Origin of the sequence: Bacteroides sp. MSSM.1001136sp1_RTP21357st2_D2_RTP21359_211015, assembly GCF_040913205.1 — a bacterium.
GTDB lineage: Bacteria > Bacteroidota > Bacteroidia > Bacteroidales > Bacteroidaceae > Bacteroides > Bacteroides ovatus.
The window spans coordinates 157,905-173,263 of the sequence record NZ_JBDFVF010000006.1 but is presented as its reverse complement, the minus strand read 5'-3'; the positions used below and the strand labels follow the sequence as shown (position 1 = coordinate 173,263).

At 45.9% G+C, this 15,359-nt stretch carries 8 protein-coding genes; 2 read left to right on the top strand and 6 right to left on the bottom strand.

Going from position 1 to position 15,359, the window contains the following annotated elements:
- Positions 1-19: 19 nt before the first annotated feature.
- From AB5217_RS06510 to AB5217_RS06485, 6 genes are all read right to left on the bottom strand, one after another.
- The gene (locus AB5217_RS06510; protein WP_004320957.1) at positions 20-2,785 is read right to left on the bottom strand and encodes a glycosyl hydrolase; all 2,766 of its coding nucleotides are present in this window, start codon (positions 2,783-2,785) and stop codon (positions 20-22) included.
- Positions 2,782-4,185 (bottom strand): glycoside hydrolase family 28 protein, encoded by a 1,404-nt coding sequence (locus AB5217_RS06505; protein WP_032847393.1) that lies wholly within the window; start codon positions 4,183-4,185, stop codon positions 2,782-2,784. Before AB5217_RS06505 ends, AB5217_RS06510 begins: the two co-directional genes overlap by 4 nt.
- The gene (locus tag AB5217_RS06500; RefSeq protein ID WP_032847391.1) at positions 4,182-4,784 is read right to left on the bottom strand and encodes a DUF4450 domain-containing protein; all 603 of its coding nucleotides are present in this window, start codon (positions 4,782-4,784) and stop codon (positions 4,182-4,184) included. The genes AB5217_RS06505 and AB5217_RS06500 overlap by 4 nt, the downstream gene beginning before the upstream one ends.
- Complete coding sequence (locus AB5217_RS06495) at positions 4,735-6,270, bottom strand: glycoside hydrolase family 28 protein (protein ID WP_032847390.1); 1,536 nt, start codon at positions 6,268-6,270, stop codon at positions 4,735-4,737. The genes AB5217_RS06500 and AB5217_RS06495 overlap by 50 nt, the downstream gene beginning before the upstream one ends.
- A 48-nt stretch (positions 6,271-6,318) precedes the next feature.
- Positions 6,319-7,557, bottom strand: coding sequence for a rhamnogalacturonan acetylesterase (locus AB5217_RS06490; RefSeq protein ID WP_004305254.1), 1,239 nt, complete (start codon positions 7,555-7,557; stop codon positions 6,319-6,321).
- A gap of 129 nt (positions 7,558-7,686) precedes the next feature.
- On the bottom strand, positions 7,687-10,563 hold the full coding sequence (locus AB5217_RS06485) for a sugar-binding domain-containing protein (RefSeq protein ID WP_032847388.1): 2,877 nt from the start codon (positions 10,561-10,563) through the stop codon (positions 7,687-7,689).
- 242 nt (positions 10,564-10,805) lie between these two features.
- Here AB5217_RS06485 and AB5217_RS06480 point away from each other — a divergent pair, with 242 nt between their 5' ends.
- Positions 10,806-13,163 (top strand): family 43 glycosylhydrolase, encoded by a 2,358-nt coding sequence (locus AB5217_RS06480; protein WP_004309136.1) that lies wholly within the window; start codon positions 10,806-10,808, stop codon positions 13,161-13,163.
- A gap of 31 nt (positions 13,164-13,194) precedes the next feature.
- The gene (locus tag AB5217_RS06475; RefSeq protein WP_004305251.1) at positions 13,195-15,345 is read left to right on the top strand and encodes a beta-galactosidase; all 2,151 of its coding nucleotides are present in this window, start codon (positions 13,195-13,197) and stop codon (positions 15,343-15,345) included.
- Positions 15,346-15,359: the final 14 nt, after the last annotated feature.

Genomic DNA, 15,359 nt, shown 5'->3' with positions numbered 1-15,359 from the left:
TGATATGACAATGCCTCAACTATGGCATCACATTTACCGGAATCAGCCGTACCTCACTATTCAAGCCGGAGGGTAATGGACTCCAATGTCCATAATTGGCCGGACGATAGTTCAAATCAACAATATTGATTTCTTTGAATTTGCGCCACTGCACTCCCTGCCTGTCTAATTCTGTAATTCGATTCGCAGGGAGATTCGTGACTTCTATCTCGATGTGGTTTTTTCCGGGTTTTAAGAACTGGCCCACCTTTAGTTGATAAGGCACTGCCCATGCGCATCCCGCTTCCTGTCCGTTGATGCGGACACGGGCACTTTCGCGTACATCTCCCAAATCAAGAATCCAGTCGTCGGCCTGCAAAGTCGGCAATTCGATGTCTAAGGAATAAACACCGGTTCCCATGTTCGTTTGGGCTGCCGGATGATCGATATGGGTCCATGAACAGGGGCGATCTATATCAAATGTTCCTTGAATTTCCGGTTTGCTTTCGGCGAAGTGTAACTTCCAACCATGATCCAGACGAAGACTGAAAGGTTGCTCTTTGACATACTTCCACGGTTTGGATGCCTGCAAAGGTTGTTGATATGTTTGCAGAATGAACGATTCACCGGATTTTAATTGCAGATAGACTTGTGTTTTTCCGTTTGCCTGTCTTACCTTAGCTTCACCACATTCTCCGGTCATGGGATTGAAGAGAGCGGCTGCGGCTGCATTCGTTCCCAATGTGATCCAACCGTCCACTCCTTTATTTTGCAAGGAAGAGATGAAATAGTGGTGTCCCGTATCATTCACTCTTCGGATCGCTTGTAGTCCGAATTTGGTTTTCATTTCTTCGGGAGAAATATTGCAGCTGGCCAATGTGCGTGCATAATCCGTTCCTGTGATAATCTTCCCCTTTCCGATTGGAGTAACGGTTGTTTCCGAGAAAGAAACAGCCGGAAGTTGCCGGAGCGTACGCTGGTAACTTTGGCGTTTTTGTTCCAACTGACCGTATCCCGGTACATCTGTCGGATAATTTTCGAGGAATACGATAGTAGCTCCCTGTTTGGCCAGTTCATAAAGATGTGCCAATACATCACTCGGCATTAGGTGTGCAGCAGGCACTACCAATGCTTTGTAGCCCGTTCCGCCTGAAGTAACCAACTGTCCGTCTTTGAAACGTGTACTGCGAATAAAGTTATCGGAAATATAATCCCCGTCATACCCGCTGTTGTTGATGCGATGGATAGCGTCGATAAACTTAGGAGCCAGTTTATCCATGTGGTGTATCGTGAATAATAACAATCGTCCCGGTTGCTCATTCCACATATCATATACCGGAAGATAAATCAGGAAATCATTATCCGGCCGTCCCATTTGCAGAAAGCTCTGGCAACGGGTGATATAGTTGAAGAACGAAGGGGCATCACGCCAAATACTGTTTGTCGGACTCATATTGATAGAAGCGTAGAACAACCATCCGGGCCATTCGGCTTCTTTCGGAGAATACGGAGTGCCGTGGAAAAACATGTGATTGACTCCGGAAACAAACATCAAATCCATATCCGGTTTACATTGCGACAGGGAAGTACGGAAATGCTCCGTCAGCCATGTAAATGTCTCGGAAGAAGTATACGTTTTTCCTGCAATATGAGCTGCCGAGGAGGCATATTTCAGCATAGACAGGTCCGAATCATTCTTTTTGGTCAATGAGTCCTGACGCAATCCTTCGATGTGGAACTGCGACAGTCCGAAACCTTCACATTCCGGAATATCCACGGAAGCATAGATATCAATCAGATTACCGGGCGAACCATGTGCCTGATTACGGGTGATACTACCGTTTTTGTGTGCCCAGTCTGTCCATTGATGACTGAAGTTCTCCAATAAGAGGTCGGAAATGGTTTCCCGGTAATCCGACACGATACGTCTGCTAACTTCCGGACGGTTTTTATCCAGGAATTCGGGGAAATGTTCTTCCAGTTTATACCCCCGTCTACGAGCGAACTGTTCCAGGAAATCATCCGTCCAGTCAGCTTGATAAACTTCGTATGAATCGTTGAAGAAAGTATGTGGATAACTTGTCTTGCTACTTTTGAAAGCACGGTCAAAGCGGGAAAGATAATTTTTTACCGCCTTTTTTGAGAGATGATTCATCACATAGCCTTCTCCTCCCGGAGCTGCCCGTTTCACTTTCTGCCTTGTTTTTCCGATGTAAAGAGCGATCACTTTCCATTTGCCGGCAGGCGCTTTCCATTGCAGTTTGTCTTTTTTGACGTGAGCAGTCAGGTTGATACATTTGCCTTTCTCATCATATGCCATCACCCGGCTTAGTACAGAAAATGGTTGTTGCTTGGGATCGGTCACATTAATATCCTGTTCAATCTCTTTGCCGCCCTCTATTTCGTATGTCTGGAAGATAGCCTTGGTAGCCGCATCTTCTATACTAACTTCAGGTCCGCCAAAAGGCCATCCGGTTCCGGTATTCATATCAATCTCAATACCCGTACGTTTTCCTTCCGTTTGTGTATGCTTAAGCATTTCCATCCAGCGGGGAGAAAGGAACTGAATTTCATTCGCGTCATTGCCTTGCACCCCATAGATAGGAGTAATTTCTACTGCTCCCATTCCGGTACGTGCGTATTCTTCCAGATTATACGTCAGATTCTTTTCGTCTACGGCACTTCCCAGCCACCACCATCTGGCGCCGGGACGTGCTTCCACCGGAGTGTCCGGCCATTGTTGTGCTTGCATTACTCCACCTGCGGCGAGCAGGCAAAGAACTATCAATTCTCTTTTATTCATCATTCTTTCGGTGTGTTATAGTATTCTATATTTTCTGCGTCATCAGTTACAAAAAGCGGTCGTCCGTCCGGCTGTTCAAAGTGGAAGCGGATGCCGTCGAAGGTAATGTTCCGTGCGTGGCGGATATAAAACCCTTTGGCGGGAATAGTGCCGAACATCCAGGGTTCGGGGTATACTTTCTCCTGTTCGGGCGGAATACGTTTGCCATCCTCTTCGCTATATCCTCCTTTATAATAGAGGTGAATATTCCGAAAAGTTACGTCCTCAATACATGCACCCGGCACTCCGTTGATGATAGAAGCATACCGGCTGTCGGCATTCCATACATTGATATCGCTGATAAGAATACGTTTCATGGTACCTACAGGAGTACCTTCAGGACTGCGCATACGTGCGCCCAACCGAAGGAAAATAGGCGCGTTGACTATATTTCTCATTGTAATATTACTGATTACAATATCTTCCAGATGTCCTCCGTCTACCGTTTCCAATGCCAATCCACGGCAATGTTCAAAGATACAGTTCGTAATCGCAATATTGCGGAAACCTCCACTACTTTCTGTGCCGAGTTTGATGCGTCCCGTACGGAAACCATGATCGGGAGCCTGCGGTTCGTCCAACTGCCAAGTGCCGTCCATTACACTGCCTTTGTCAAAGCCGCTGACATAACAATCACTGATCGTCACATTTTCCGTATCTTGGAAGCGTCCTAATCCATAAGAGGCTTTCAATACAATGGCATCATCCCAGGGGGAGTTCACCGTGCATTGGCTGATACGTACGTTCCGGCAGCAATCAATATCAAAGCCATCCCGGTTGGTGTCTACTTTCAGATTCTGAATCGTCAGATGATCCACTCCGGTAGCCAACAGGGCGAAATGCCCGCAATGCAGCATGGATAAATCTTTCAGGGTCACATTTCTGCAATCTTTCAGGCTGATAGCCTTATTGCCTACCCCCGGTAGGCGACTCTCTTCACGGGTCAAGCCTTTGCCATAGATTAAGCCGGGACCACTGATCGTAATATTCTCCAGTCCGATTCCCCAAATTAAAGAGTTTTTCCAATGGCTGTGACCGAAATCCTGATACTTATTATGTTCATTCGGTTCGGCGGTATCATATCCTTCCTCTTTTCCGGGAAAGGCGGCAATGATACGGGTGCCCTGTTCCAAATAGATATGAATGTTACTTTTTAACCGGATGGAATAACACGCATATTCTCCCGCAGGTAGATATACTGTGCCTCCTCCGGCCTGTGCGGCCGCTTCAATCGCACGATTGATGGCAGGCGAATCAATCGTTTTCCCATCCGCTTTGGCTCCGAAGTCCATTACATTATAAATGGCTGCATGTAGATAGATGCAACCTATTAACAGACTGAATAATAAATAGATCCTTTTCATTTTTTGTCGATTTTGGCAAAAATATCCGGTAACATATAGTAGTTGTAATCCGCTTTTTCATTCTGTTCGTAGAAACAGAAGTAAAGCCGGAAAGGCTTGCTTCCTTCGTTTCGCGAAGAAGCCGGGGAGAGACTGCAACGTCCGGCCAGTACAGGGCGGTCGGTTCGTTTGCCTGATTCGTAAAGCATCAGGGGAGTTGCATCCTTATGTCCGTCACTCAAGCGAATATCATCGGTAGGAGTGACAGCCTGCAGCGTCCGTAATTGCATACTTTCTCCGTAGTAGCAAGTGAAGGCTTGTCCCTCCACGCTGAATACATTGATGTCCGAATCCGGTTGGCAATCGCCGAAACTCCAAAATAGGGCATCGGCTTCCGGAGCAGAGGCGACTTCTACTTCCAGAATAAATCCACGACTATCGGGCAGTGCTTTCCATTGGAAGGACACTCCCCGTATCTTTTCTTTAGGCTTTAGCCAGTGGCTTTCATTTCCTTTTGATATACCCAACCGGAAAGTGCCGGCAGGTGGCGTCAGTGCTTGTGCTTGCGCATCAATGAGCAAGATTCCCAGCAGTACGATGGTCAGGAGATGTCTTAACATAGTTGAAGTTGATATTACTTTGTTCATTCTCTTTTAGTTCAATGACATTCTTTTCTTCTGTCTTTAATGTGATTTCAGACAAGTTGAAATTCTTCGTATAGCAGATTTTGCCCGGTTTGTCGGTCTGCGCTTCGATGGCATAAAGATAGAAATTTTCCAGACGTAACGAATCATTCCATCCCGAAGCGGAGATAAATTCGTCCACATTTTCCGCTTTTACCTTTGATACGTAGACATTGCGGAAACGCGGATAACCTTTTTCGGGAGGCGTTACCGGAGTCAGCATGATTCTCCAGTGCTCCGGGATTTCTTTCCCTTCATACTCTTTGGGTAAAGTGCTGTAACTGTAACTGGGGTTCCAGTTCAAGTCCGCCGCCAGCACGTGACGGACGTTTTCCGCTTTTACTTCGGTCATATAAATGTTTTCGATTGTCCCTCCACGGTTCATGGCGCTTTTCAACCGCAGCACGGCGGAGGTGCCGATTGCTTCCAGATTATATCCCAATACATTCCGTATGCTACCGGAAGTTTCGCTTCCGCAGGTGATAAGTCCGGCACCTTTGCGGGCGATGCAATTGCGTATGACCACATTTTCCGTAGGAAGGTTCACCCGCAGTCCGTCTGCATCCCGTCCCGATTTGATACAGATATTATCATCGTTACAGTCTACATCGCAGTTTTCGACCAAGATATTGCAGGAAGAATCAATGTCGATACCGTCCGTGCTCGGACCGTGTCCACCTATATTGTTGTTGATGGTCAATCCGTCTATCGTGCAATAATCGGAGTAAAGAATCTGACATCCCCAAAAACCGGTACGCATCAGGGTAAATCCTTTCAATGTAATGTCCGAGCTACGTTCTATGAGGATGCCCCGTACCCGTTTGCAGTCGTAATCCACAATCCAGCGCAATCCTTTTGCTTCGTATTCTTTCCGCATTTCCCAATATTTATCCCAAAATACTTTTCCCCGGCAGTCCAGCGTTCCTTCTCCGCTGACGGAAGCGTTCTTTTCATTGACAATGTTGATAACTGCCGCGGGCCATGTCATCTCGATTCCTGCAATCCGCGAACGGAATTCGGGATAATGATGAATGGATGGGCTGGCCAGTAAAGTCACCCCTTTGTCCAGTTGCAGGTTGACACCGCTTTTTATGAACAGTGCGCCAGTCTGATAATATCCCGGCTGGAGAACTACCGTTCCTCCACCGCTGACGGCACAACTGTCAATTGCTTTCTGGATAGCTTCCGTGCTAAGCACCGTGCTGTCTGCTACTGCGCCAAAAGAATTAGCGGATAAAATTACATGGTTTCCGGGCATTTGCCGGCTGCCTACACTATCGGCCCATGACAAATCCGGTTGTTGCGGTACTTGCCCCCATTCGAAGCTGTTGTTTCCTGCCTGTTTAACCGTTGGGGTGGCGCAAGCTGCTGTCAAAAGTGTGCCTGCCAATAGGAACAGGGGGAAGATGCTTTTGGTTTTCATATTTATCTAATGCCTGATTCTTAATACTTAATACCTACTACTTATCTCTTAATTTCCGTCCGGTTTTTCAATTTCCGTGAATGGTGATTCGTTCCAGTGGAAACCATTTACATCGTCCGGCTGTGCCGGATTATAGGACGGGTCTATTTTCAGGTGTTTAGCCAGTTCCGGTACGGCTTTCTTCATTCCTTCAATCACACATTGGGCTATTTGATAGGCTCCGTATGGATTGAAGTGGGTGTTATCCTCAAAAGCTTTGGTCTGTCCCGGATAAGTGCCTGCCGGATAGTGTACGAAAGCACGTTTCGACGTTTCTGTTCCCAAAGCTTCATAAAGCGTACGGGTCATTTCGTTGAGGTCGATCAACGGAACATTTTCTTTAGCTGCCAGCCAGCGCATGGCTTCCGGATAATCTTCGTGTGTGTCACGGATATGTCCGGTTGCGTCGAAACTCCGGCGTTGGGTGGGAGTGACCAGTACGGGGTATGCTCCCCGTGCACGAGCTTCATCAATAAATGTTTTCAGGCTGGTCATAAAAGAGTAATAAGCTCCTTTGCCCGGTCCTTTTTGCTTTTGGTCGTTATGCCCGAATTCCATGAAAAGATAATCTCCTTTCTTTATCTGGCTCAATGCTTTTTTCAAACGTCCTGCGGCAATAAACGTATTGGCTGATTCGCCCGATTCCGCATAATTGGCGATACAAACGTCCGTACCGAAAAAATGAGGTATCATTTGTCCCCAGCTTGCCCATGGCTCGTTGTCCTGGTCGACTACGGTACTGTTACCGCATAGAAAAACGGTAATCACCGACGGATCGGCAGGCTCGATGCTGATACTCTGGCATACGGGTGCATCGCCGTTAAATTCCAGCGTCAGTTTATCGTCCCAGTTCAGTTTGGCTTTTTCGCGGGGTTTGATACGTACGGATTCTTTTTCGGAAATGCGGGGGTTGCGTTTGTTGATGATAAATGTTTCATCTACGAATTGTCCCTTTTTAGTAGCGAGGTTATCAATGAACAGTCGGCGTGATTCGCCTCTTACTGTTGTCACCCCTGCCTGTTTCTTGCTTCCCAGGCGAACGGTTACTTGATAGTTACCGTCCGGCACGCGGACAGAAAAGAAGAAGGGTGCCTTGCTGCCTTTTTCGGGAGTAGCGACGAGATCATATCCATATCCCGTCTCCTCACTGTAGCGGGGAGCATCTGCCAACTGGTATGTTTGGGCTTTCTCCTGTGCATTGACACTTGCCGTAGCTAAGAGTAGCAAGCCTATGATCGTAGTTTTCATGTAAAATGATATTTAATGTATATTGTTTATGGAATTTAGGCACGGATTACACGGATTTCACGGTTTTTAGAATTACGCTTTTATAAAGCAACAGCGTAATCCGTGTAATTCGTGCCTGATAATTCCCATTTAGTTAATTTTCGGTTTGAGCTCGTCAGGAGAATCTTTGGTATAAGATTTCACATCTCCCGCCACTTTGGTGAATAATGCTTGTATCAGCTCCGGAGCTATCTTGTCTGCCGGACGGAAAGCATCCGAATTCATATAATTCAGGATTGCTTTGTGCATCTGGCGGGCAACGATTCGTTTTTCCGGTTGGGAAGTAATGTCCATACTGGTCATCATCAATTTACCGTTCAAGACCTTTGCTTCGAACAACATGCCGATTTTCCGGCTGATAAACCAAGTATCAATACTTTGAACCGTTGGCTGGAATGTTGCCGGGAAGTCGGTGAATTGCATCACCTGCGCTTTGTTCAGCAGTTCCCACCATTGAAGGTTACTATGATATTCGGTAGGGAATTCGCGGAAAAGAGGGTGATATTCATTCAGGAAAATACCGGTTGTGTGCGGCGGACGCATCTTGAACCAGGAAGTATTCCAGAATACGGGAGTGAAGTATTGTTTGACTTCTTTGCCGTATTGTATCTTTCCGGCAGCCGTAATCAGCACATTTCCTCCGTCTTGTAACACAGCCAATGCCTTGGCGTCCAAGGTGTCGGTGGTATATACTGTTCCTTGTACCAGTTCCACTTGTGCCGGATATACCCAGAAATCCCAGTCGTTTACGGCATCACAGCCTTCGATACGTACTTCCAGATTTAGTTTCTGCGGTGTATCGATTCCTTCCAGAGTCATATCTACACTACCCAGAGAATAAAGATTTCCGATGGGAATGTGATGGGTGCCGACAGTTCCATGAGCATATACTTTTCCGAATTTATCCTTAATGGTATATACTGTTTTTGCACTTTCTAAGGGAGCAGCTCCGAAATGAGATACTTCAATGTCGGCATGGAATGTTTCATTGTTGGCATATACAAATTTAGGAATACGTGCCAAAAGTACGGTCGGACTGCAAAAGCGTCTGAACTGTTCTGCGTTGATATATCCTTTTTCTTCAAAGAACACGTCCAGTACACCGACTAATGCAGTTCCCTGGCCGGAATAATCATTGAGAGCCAGCAACTGGAATCCCGCATAGTCCGGAGTACGCAAGGTCTTTTCAATCTCATGTTTGTAGCAGAGTGCCTGCAATTTGCCCGAAGCCATCATAAAGTCGTGACTCTGGCTTCCCATGTGGTTATCGTTCAGAATATCCCGGAAGATTTCAAAGTTCTTCGCTTTGTTGACTCCGGTATATTTACGGATCTCATTGAAATTCGGGAATACGCACCATTGACCTGTTTCGTGTGATACATACGGTTGTTTCACCGTGTCGATTCTTGCACGATAATCCGATTCACTTTCCGGTTGCGCACCTGCCCAACTAAGTCCGCGTGCGCCGGCTTTCACATGATACTCATTGTGAGGTTGCCATTGCCAGCTGTTTCCAACGGAGGCTCCTGTGTATACACGACGCGGATCGGTTGCTTTCCAATAATCCACGAACTTGCTGACCCATGCCACCCAACGACCGGAAGGTTCATTGCCGCAAGCCAGCATGCAGTAAGAAGCGTAATTCCCATATTCCTTGGTCAGTGCAATGGTTTCGTCCATCAGGTATTTGTCAATCGGTTGTCCGTTACCCAGTCTCGGACCGTGGTTCGGCCAGCTCGGTCCTTCCGGTTGCAGATAGAAACCGACCAGATCGGCAGCGATGAAAGCTGCTTCCGGCGGACAGAAAGAGTGGAAGCGCATGTGATTCAGGCCATAGTTACGACAAATGCGGAACACCCGTTCCCAAGAAGCTACATCCATCGGCGCATAGCCTGTCAATGGGAAGTCACAGTTTTCCACCGTACCGCGAAGCATCGTTTTGCGACCATTTACATAGAACCATTTCCCTTCTATCTTGAAATCACGCATACCGAACTGTACTTGTTGTGTGTCAGTTTGCTTGCCGTTGGTTAATTTTGCCGTCAGTTTATAAAGTGCCGGACTGAATTCATCCCACGTCAGAAACTCTTTTCCCATCGGAAGTTCCATTTCCACCGGATTATCTCCCGGACGGATGTTGAAACTTTGATGTACGGGAGCCACTTTGTGCTGAATGTCCGTGTTAAAGCTCGCAGCGGAAAGGGTGATCTCTCCCTTGGTGGAAGAAGCAGACCGTATATTCATGCGAACCAGCGCTTTCTGATTGCTCAAATCGGGATATACCTGAATATCTTCTAAATGGACTTTAGGAGTAGCTTGTAATTCGATTCGTCCGACGATACCGTTCCAGTTACCTTGTGTCTGGTCGGTGATGCTGTGAGAATCTGGACCTACGTTGATTTCTTTGATTCTATTATCGATACGGATGGTAATCAGGTACGTTTTTCCGGGGGTGGTTGCAGCAGTCAGGTCATAGACATGGGGAACACAAAGACTGTTTTGCATACCAAGCTCCTGCTGATTTACCCATACAGTAGTTTCGATGTGCGGACGTTCCAGAAAAAGAGTGATTCTTTCTCCTTTCCAGTCAGCCGGAATTGTCACTTTCTTTTGATACCAGGCCACACCTACATAATGTTTGTCGGGAGTCAGAAAGAAGGGTAGCTTTACTTGTCCCTCTATCTTGTATTTTTCCATATATGGGTTGAAGTAGTAAGAACTGTCGTAGAGGCTTCCGGTCCATTGGGTACGGACGGTCACTTCATCTCCTTTCAGTTTTTCGGGCATGGAGCCGGGCAGGTTGATAGAATCGTCGAGGGATTTTTTGAACCATTGTTCCTTGACGCCGGTATCTTCCCGGTCTATCCGGAAATTCCATTTGCCGGATAAGCTGAAAGAGTGATTTTGTCCCGCTACGGTCAGTATGGAGATAAATACGATAGCAATACTTACTAAAAGTCGTTTCATGATATATAGAGTTGATATGTTTTTCATTCTTTTTAAAATCTGCCGCTAAAGTAGAGCTTTTTAAGGGTTTAGTAAATAGAAAGATGTACAGATACATAGAATATTGTATCAAAATGGACATCTAAAAGCGTTCGTGTACAAAACTACATGGATTTGAAATATTGTCCATGCTCTTTATCTTTGAGGAGGGGCGGAGATGCCTTATCTTTGCAAGGTAAACTTTTTAATCTTAATAAGGAACCATGAAAAAAGTAGTAATCTGGATAGCTCTAAGTCTTTGGTCGGTGATGACAGTCTTTGCCGGTGAGACAGCTTACCTCTTTTCTTATTTTATCAATGACAGTAAAGACGGACTGCATTTAGCATATAGTTATGATGGATTGAACTGGCTGCCTTTACATGGCGGACGTTCTTATCTTACCCCTGCGGTTGGTAAAGATAAATTAATGCGTGACCCCAGCATTTGCCAGTCGCCGGACGGAACTTTTCACATGGTCTGGACTTCCAGTTGGACGGACCGGATTATCGGATATGCCTCTTCACGCGATTTGGTTCATTGGAGTGAGCAACAAGCAATCCCTGTGATGATGCACGAGCCGGATGCACATAACTGTTGGGCTCCCGAACTGTTTTATGATGAACCTTCACAAACCTATTATATCTTTTGGGCAACTACGATTCCCGGCCGTCACAAAGAAGTGGCTACCAGTGAAAGTGAGAAGGGACTGAATCATCGTATTTATTATGTAACAACGAAGGATTTTCGTACTTTCTCAAAGACGAAGATGTTCTTCAATCCAGATTTCAGTGTGATTGATGCCGCTATTGTGAAAGACCCGAAGCGGGAAGACCTGATAATGGTAGTCAAGAATGAAAATTCCAATCCGCCGGAAAAGAATTTGCGTGTGACGCGTACAAAGAAGATAGAAAAAGGATTCCCGACCAAAGTATCGGCACCTATTACAGGAAAATATTGGGCGGAAGGTCCAGCTCCTCTTTTTGTAGGTGATACGCTTTATGTCTATTTTGATAAATACCGTGACCATCGTTATGGAGCTGTTCGTTCTTTGGACTATGGTGAAACATGGGAAGATGTGTCCGATCAGGTCTTTTTTCCGAGGGGGATTCGTCATGGAACGGCGTTTGCAGTGGATGCCTCCATTGTGGAGTCACTGATTGCCGACCGGAACTATAATCCGCTTATTCCCGATAATCTGGCGGATCCGTCTGTCTCCAAATTTGGTGATACCTATTATCTTTATGGCACTACCGATCTGGATTACGGACTTGGACGTGCCGGAACTCCTGTCGTATGGAAATCGAAAGATTTTGTGAACTGGAGTTTCGAAGGTTCCCATATCAGCGGGTTCGACTGGTCGAAAGGATATGACTACACGAATGATAAAGGTGAAAAGAAAAAGGGCTATTTCCGGTATTGGGCGCCTGGAAAAGTGATTGAGCAGGACGGCAAGTTTTATTTATACGTTACGTTTGTGAAACCGGATGACAAGATGGGAACTTATGTACTTGTAGCTGATCGCCCGGATGGTCCTTTCCATTTTACTGCGGGACAGGGGCTTTTGCCTCCCGGAGAAGAAGGAACAGATAGCCCGGCTGTCGTTGATGATATTGACGGAGAACCTTTTATTAATGACGATGGTTCAGGATATATCTTCTGGCGTCGCCGGAATGCGGGACGGCTTTCTGCGGACAGGCTTCATCTGGATGGTGAGCCGGTAGCTCTGGCAACAGCCCGCCAGGGATATTCCGAAGGTCCGGTGATGTTTAAGCGTAAAGGTATCTATTACTATATTTATACGTTGAGTGGTCATCAGAATTATGTCAATGCTTATATGATGAGCCGCGAGTCTCCTTTGACGGGTTTTGTAAAGCCGGAGGGGAACGACATTTTTTTATTCTCTTCTCCTGAAAATCAAGTGTGGGGACCGGGACATGGCAACGTGTTTTATGACGAGGGAACGGATGAATATATTTTTCTCTATCTGGAATACGGAGATGGCGGAACTACCCGTCAAGTGTATGCTAACCGGATGGAATTTAATGACGATGGAACGATAAAGACATTAATCCCCGATATGCGTGGTGTAGGTTATCTGGCTGCTTCCCAAGAGACCCGGCCGAATCTGGCATTACAGTCGCATTTTTATGCTTCCAGTGAGAAATCTCCCCGTACTTCCGTGGTCAATATCGAAACGCAACCCAATCAACCGTTGCCGGAAAAAGGTTCGGTGAAGAGCTATACCCGCACGCATACTTATCAGGCTACCCATGTAGCTGACGAATCGAATGGAACCCGTTGGATGGCGGCTGATACGGATAGCAGTCCGTTTATTACAGTCGATTTAAAGGAAATCCGTAAGGTCGGGGAGTGCCAGCTCTATTTTACCCGTCCTACTGAAGGACATACCTGGCGACTGGAGAAGTCTATCGACGGAAAACATTGGCAGATGTGTGCCGAACAAGGGAAAGTACAAGTATGCTCTCCACATATTGCTAAGGAGATAGGAGAGACACGTTATCTCCGTCTTCATATTCGTAGGGGAGATGCCGGTTTGTGGGAATGGAAAATATATGAATAACGTTTTATAACGCTAATAATCAATCGAATTTATGAAGTATATGGTAAAAAGTAAAATTCTGGCTACTTTCTGTGCCGGTCTATTAACCGTTTCTACCGGAATACAGGCAGCAGAGAGACTGGCAACCGGAACTCAACAGAAGCAAGCTCAAAAGACTGTAATTGAAACTTCTCCCTGGTTTGATGATAAAGACCTGACTTTGACGGGTGTCTATTATTATCCCGAACACTGGGATGAGAGCCAGTGGGAACGTGACTTCAAGAAAATGCATGAATTGGGATTTGAATTTACCCATTTTGCCGAGTTTGCCTGGGCGCAACTGGAACCGGAAGAGGGACGCTATGATTTTGCATGGCTGGACAGGGCTGTAGCTTTGGCAGCCAAGTATGATTTGAAAGTTATCATGTGTACTTCTACTGCCACTCCTCCTGTATGGATGAGCCGGAAATACCCCGAAATTCTATTGAAGAATGAGGATGGAACGATACTTGACCACGGTGCTCGCCAGCATGCTTCATTTGCTTCGCCTCTTTACAGGGAATTATCATACAAGATGATTGAAAAACTGGCGCAACATTATGGCAATGACTCCCGTATTATCGGATGGCAACTCGACAACGAACCTGCTGTACAGTTTGATTATAATCTGAAAGCGGAGCTTGCTTTCCGTGATTTTCTCCGTGCCAAATACAATAATGACATTCAACTTTTAAATAATGCATGGGGCACTGCTTTCTGGAGTGAGGTTTATTCGTCTTTTGATGAAATAACGCTTCCCAAGCGCGTACAGATGTTTATGAATCATCATCAAATTTTGGATTACCGCCGTTTTGCTGCATCACAAACCAATGATTTCCTGAACGAACAATGTCTGTTGATAAAGAAATATGCAAAGAACCAATGGGTGACTACGAATTATATACCGAATTATGATGAAGGTCACATTGGTGGTAGCCCCTCGCTTGATTTTCAAAGTTATACCCGTTATATGGTATATGGTGATAATGAGGGGATTGGTCGTCGAGGCTACCGGGTAGGTAATCCGTTGCGGATAGCCTGGGCAAATGACTTTTTCCGTCCGATACAGGGAACTTATGGTGTGATGGAATTACAGCCGGGACAGGTGAACTGGGGCAGTATCAATCCCCAACCTCTTCCGGGCGCAGTTCGTCTGTGGATGTGGAGTGTGTTTGCCGGTGGAAGTGATTTTATCTGCACCTATCGTTATCGCCAGCCTCTTTACGGCACGGAACAATATCATTACGGAATTGTCGGCACGGACGGAGTGACTATAACTCCCGGTGGAAGAGAATATGAGACATTTATAAAGGAGATTCGTGAACTTCGTAAACATAGCTCTTCCCGTGAAACCAAACCTGCCGATTACCTTGCCCGTCGTACAGCTATTCTTTTTAACCATGAAAACTCCTGGAGCATTGAGCGACAGAAACAGAACCGGACATGGGATACTTTTGCACACATCGAAAAGTACTATCGTACCCTAAAATCATTCGGAGCTCCTGTCGATTTTATTTCCGAAGCAAAGAACTTGTCCGATTATCCGGTCGTTATTGCACCGACTTATCAATTAGCTGATAAAGAACTGGTAGACAAATGGATCACTTATGTAAAGAACGGCGGAAACCTCATTCTGACTTGTCGTACGGCACAGAAAGACCGTTATGGTCGTCTTCCGGAAGCTCCCTTTGGTTCTATGATTACTCCGCTGACCGGAAATGAAATGAACTTTTATGATTTGCTGCTTCCCGAAAATCCCGGTACTGTTGTTATGGACGGAAAAGAGTATATTTGGAATACATGGGGAGAGATTCTGAATCCTCCGGCAGATGCTCAAGTATGGGCTACTTATAAAAACGAATTCTATGAAGGAAGTCCGGCTGTGACTTTCCGCAAACTGGGGAAAGGTACGATTACCTATGTAGGAGTGGACAGCCACAATGGAGCATTGGAAAAAGATATATTGAAAAAGCTATATGTACAGCTGAATATCCCGGTAATGGATTTGCCTTATGGCGTGACAATGGAATACCGGAATGGGTTGGGAATTGTATTAAACTATTCAGATCAGCCTTATACCTTCAACTTATCGAAGGGAGCCAAAGCATTGATCGGGACTACAGAGATTCCTACAGCGGGTGTATTTGTGTTTTCAGTGAAATAAGTGTTGAAAAGAAT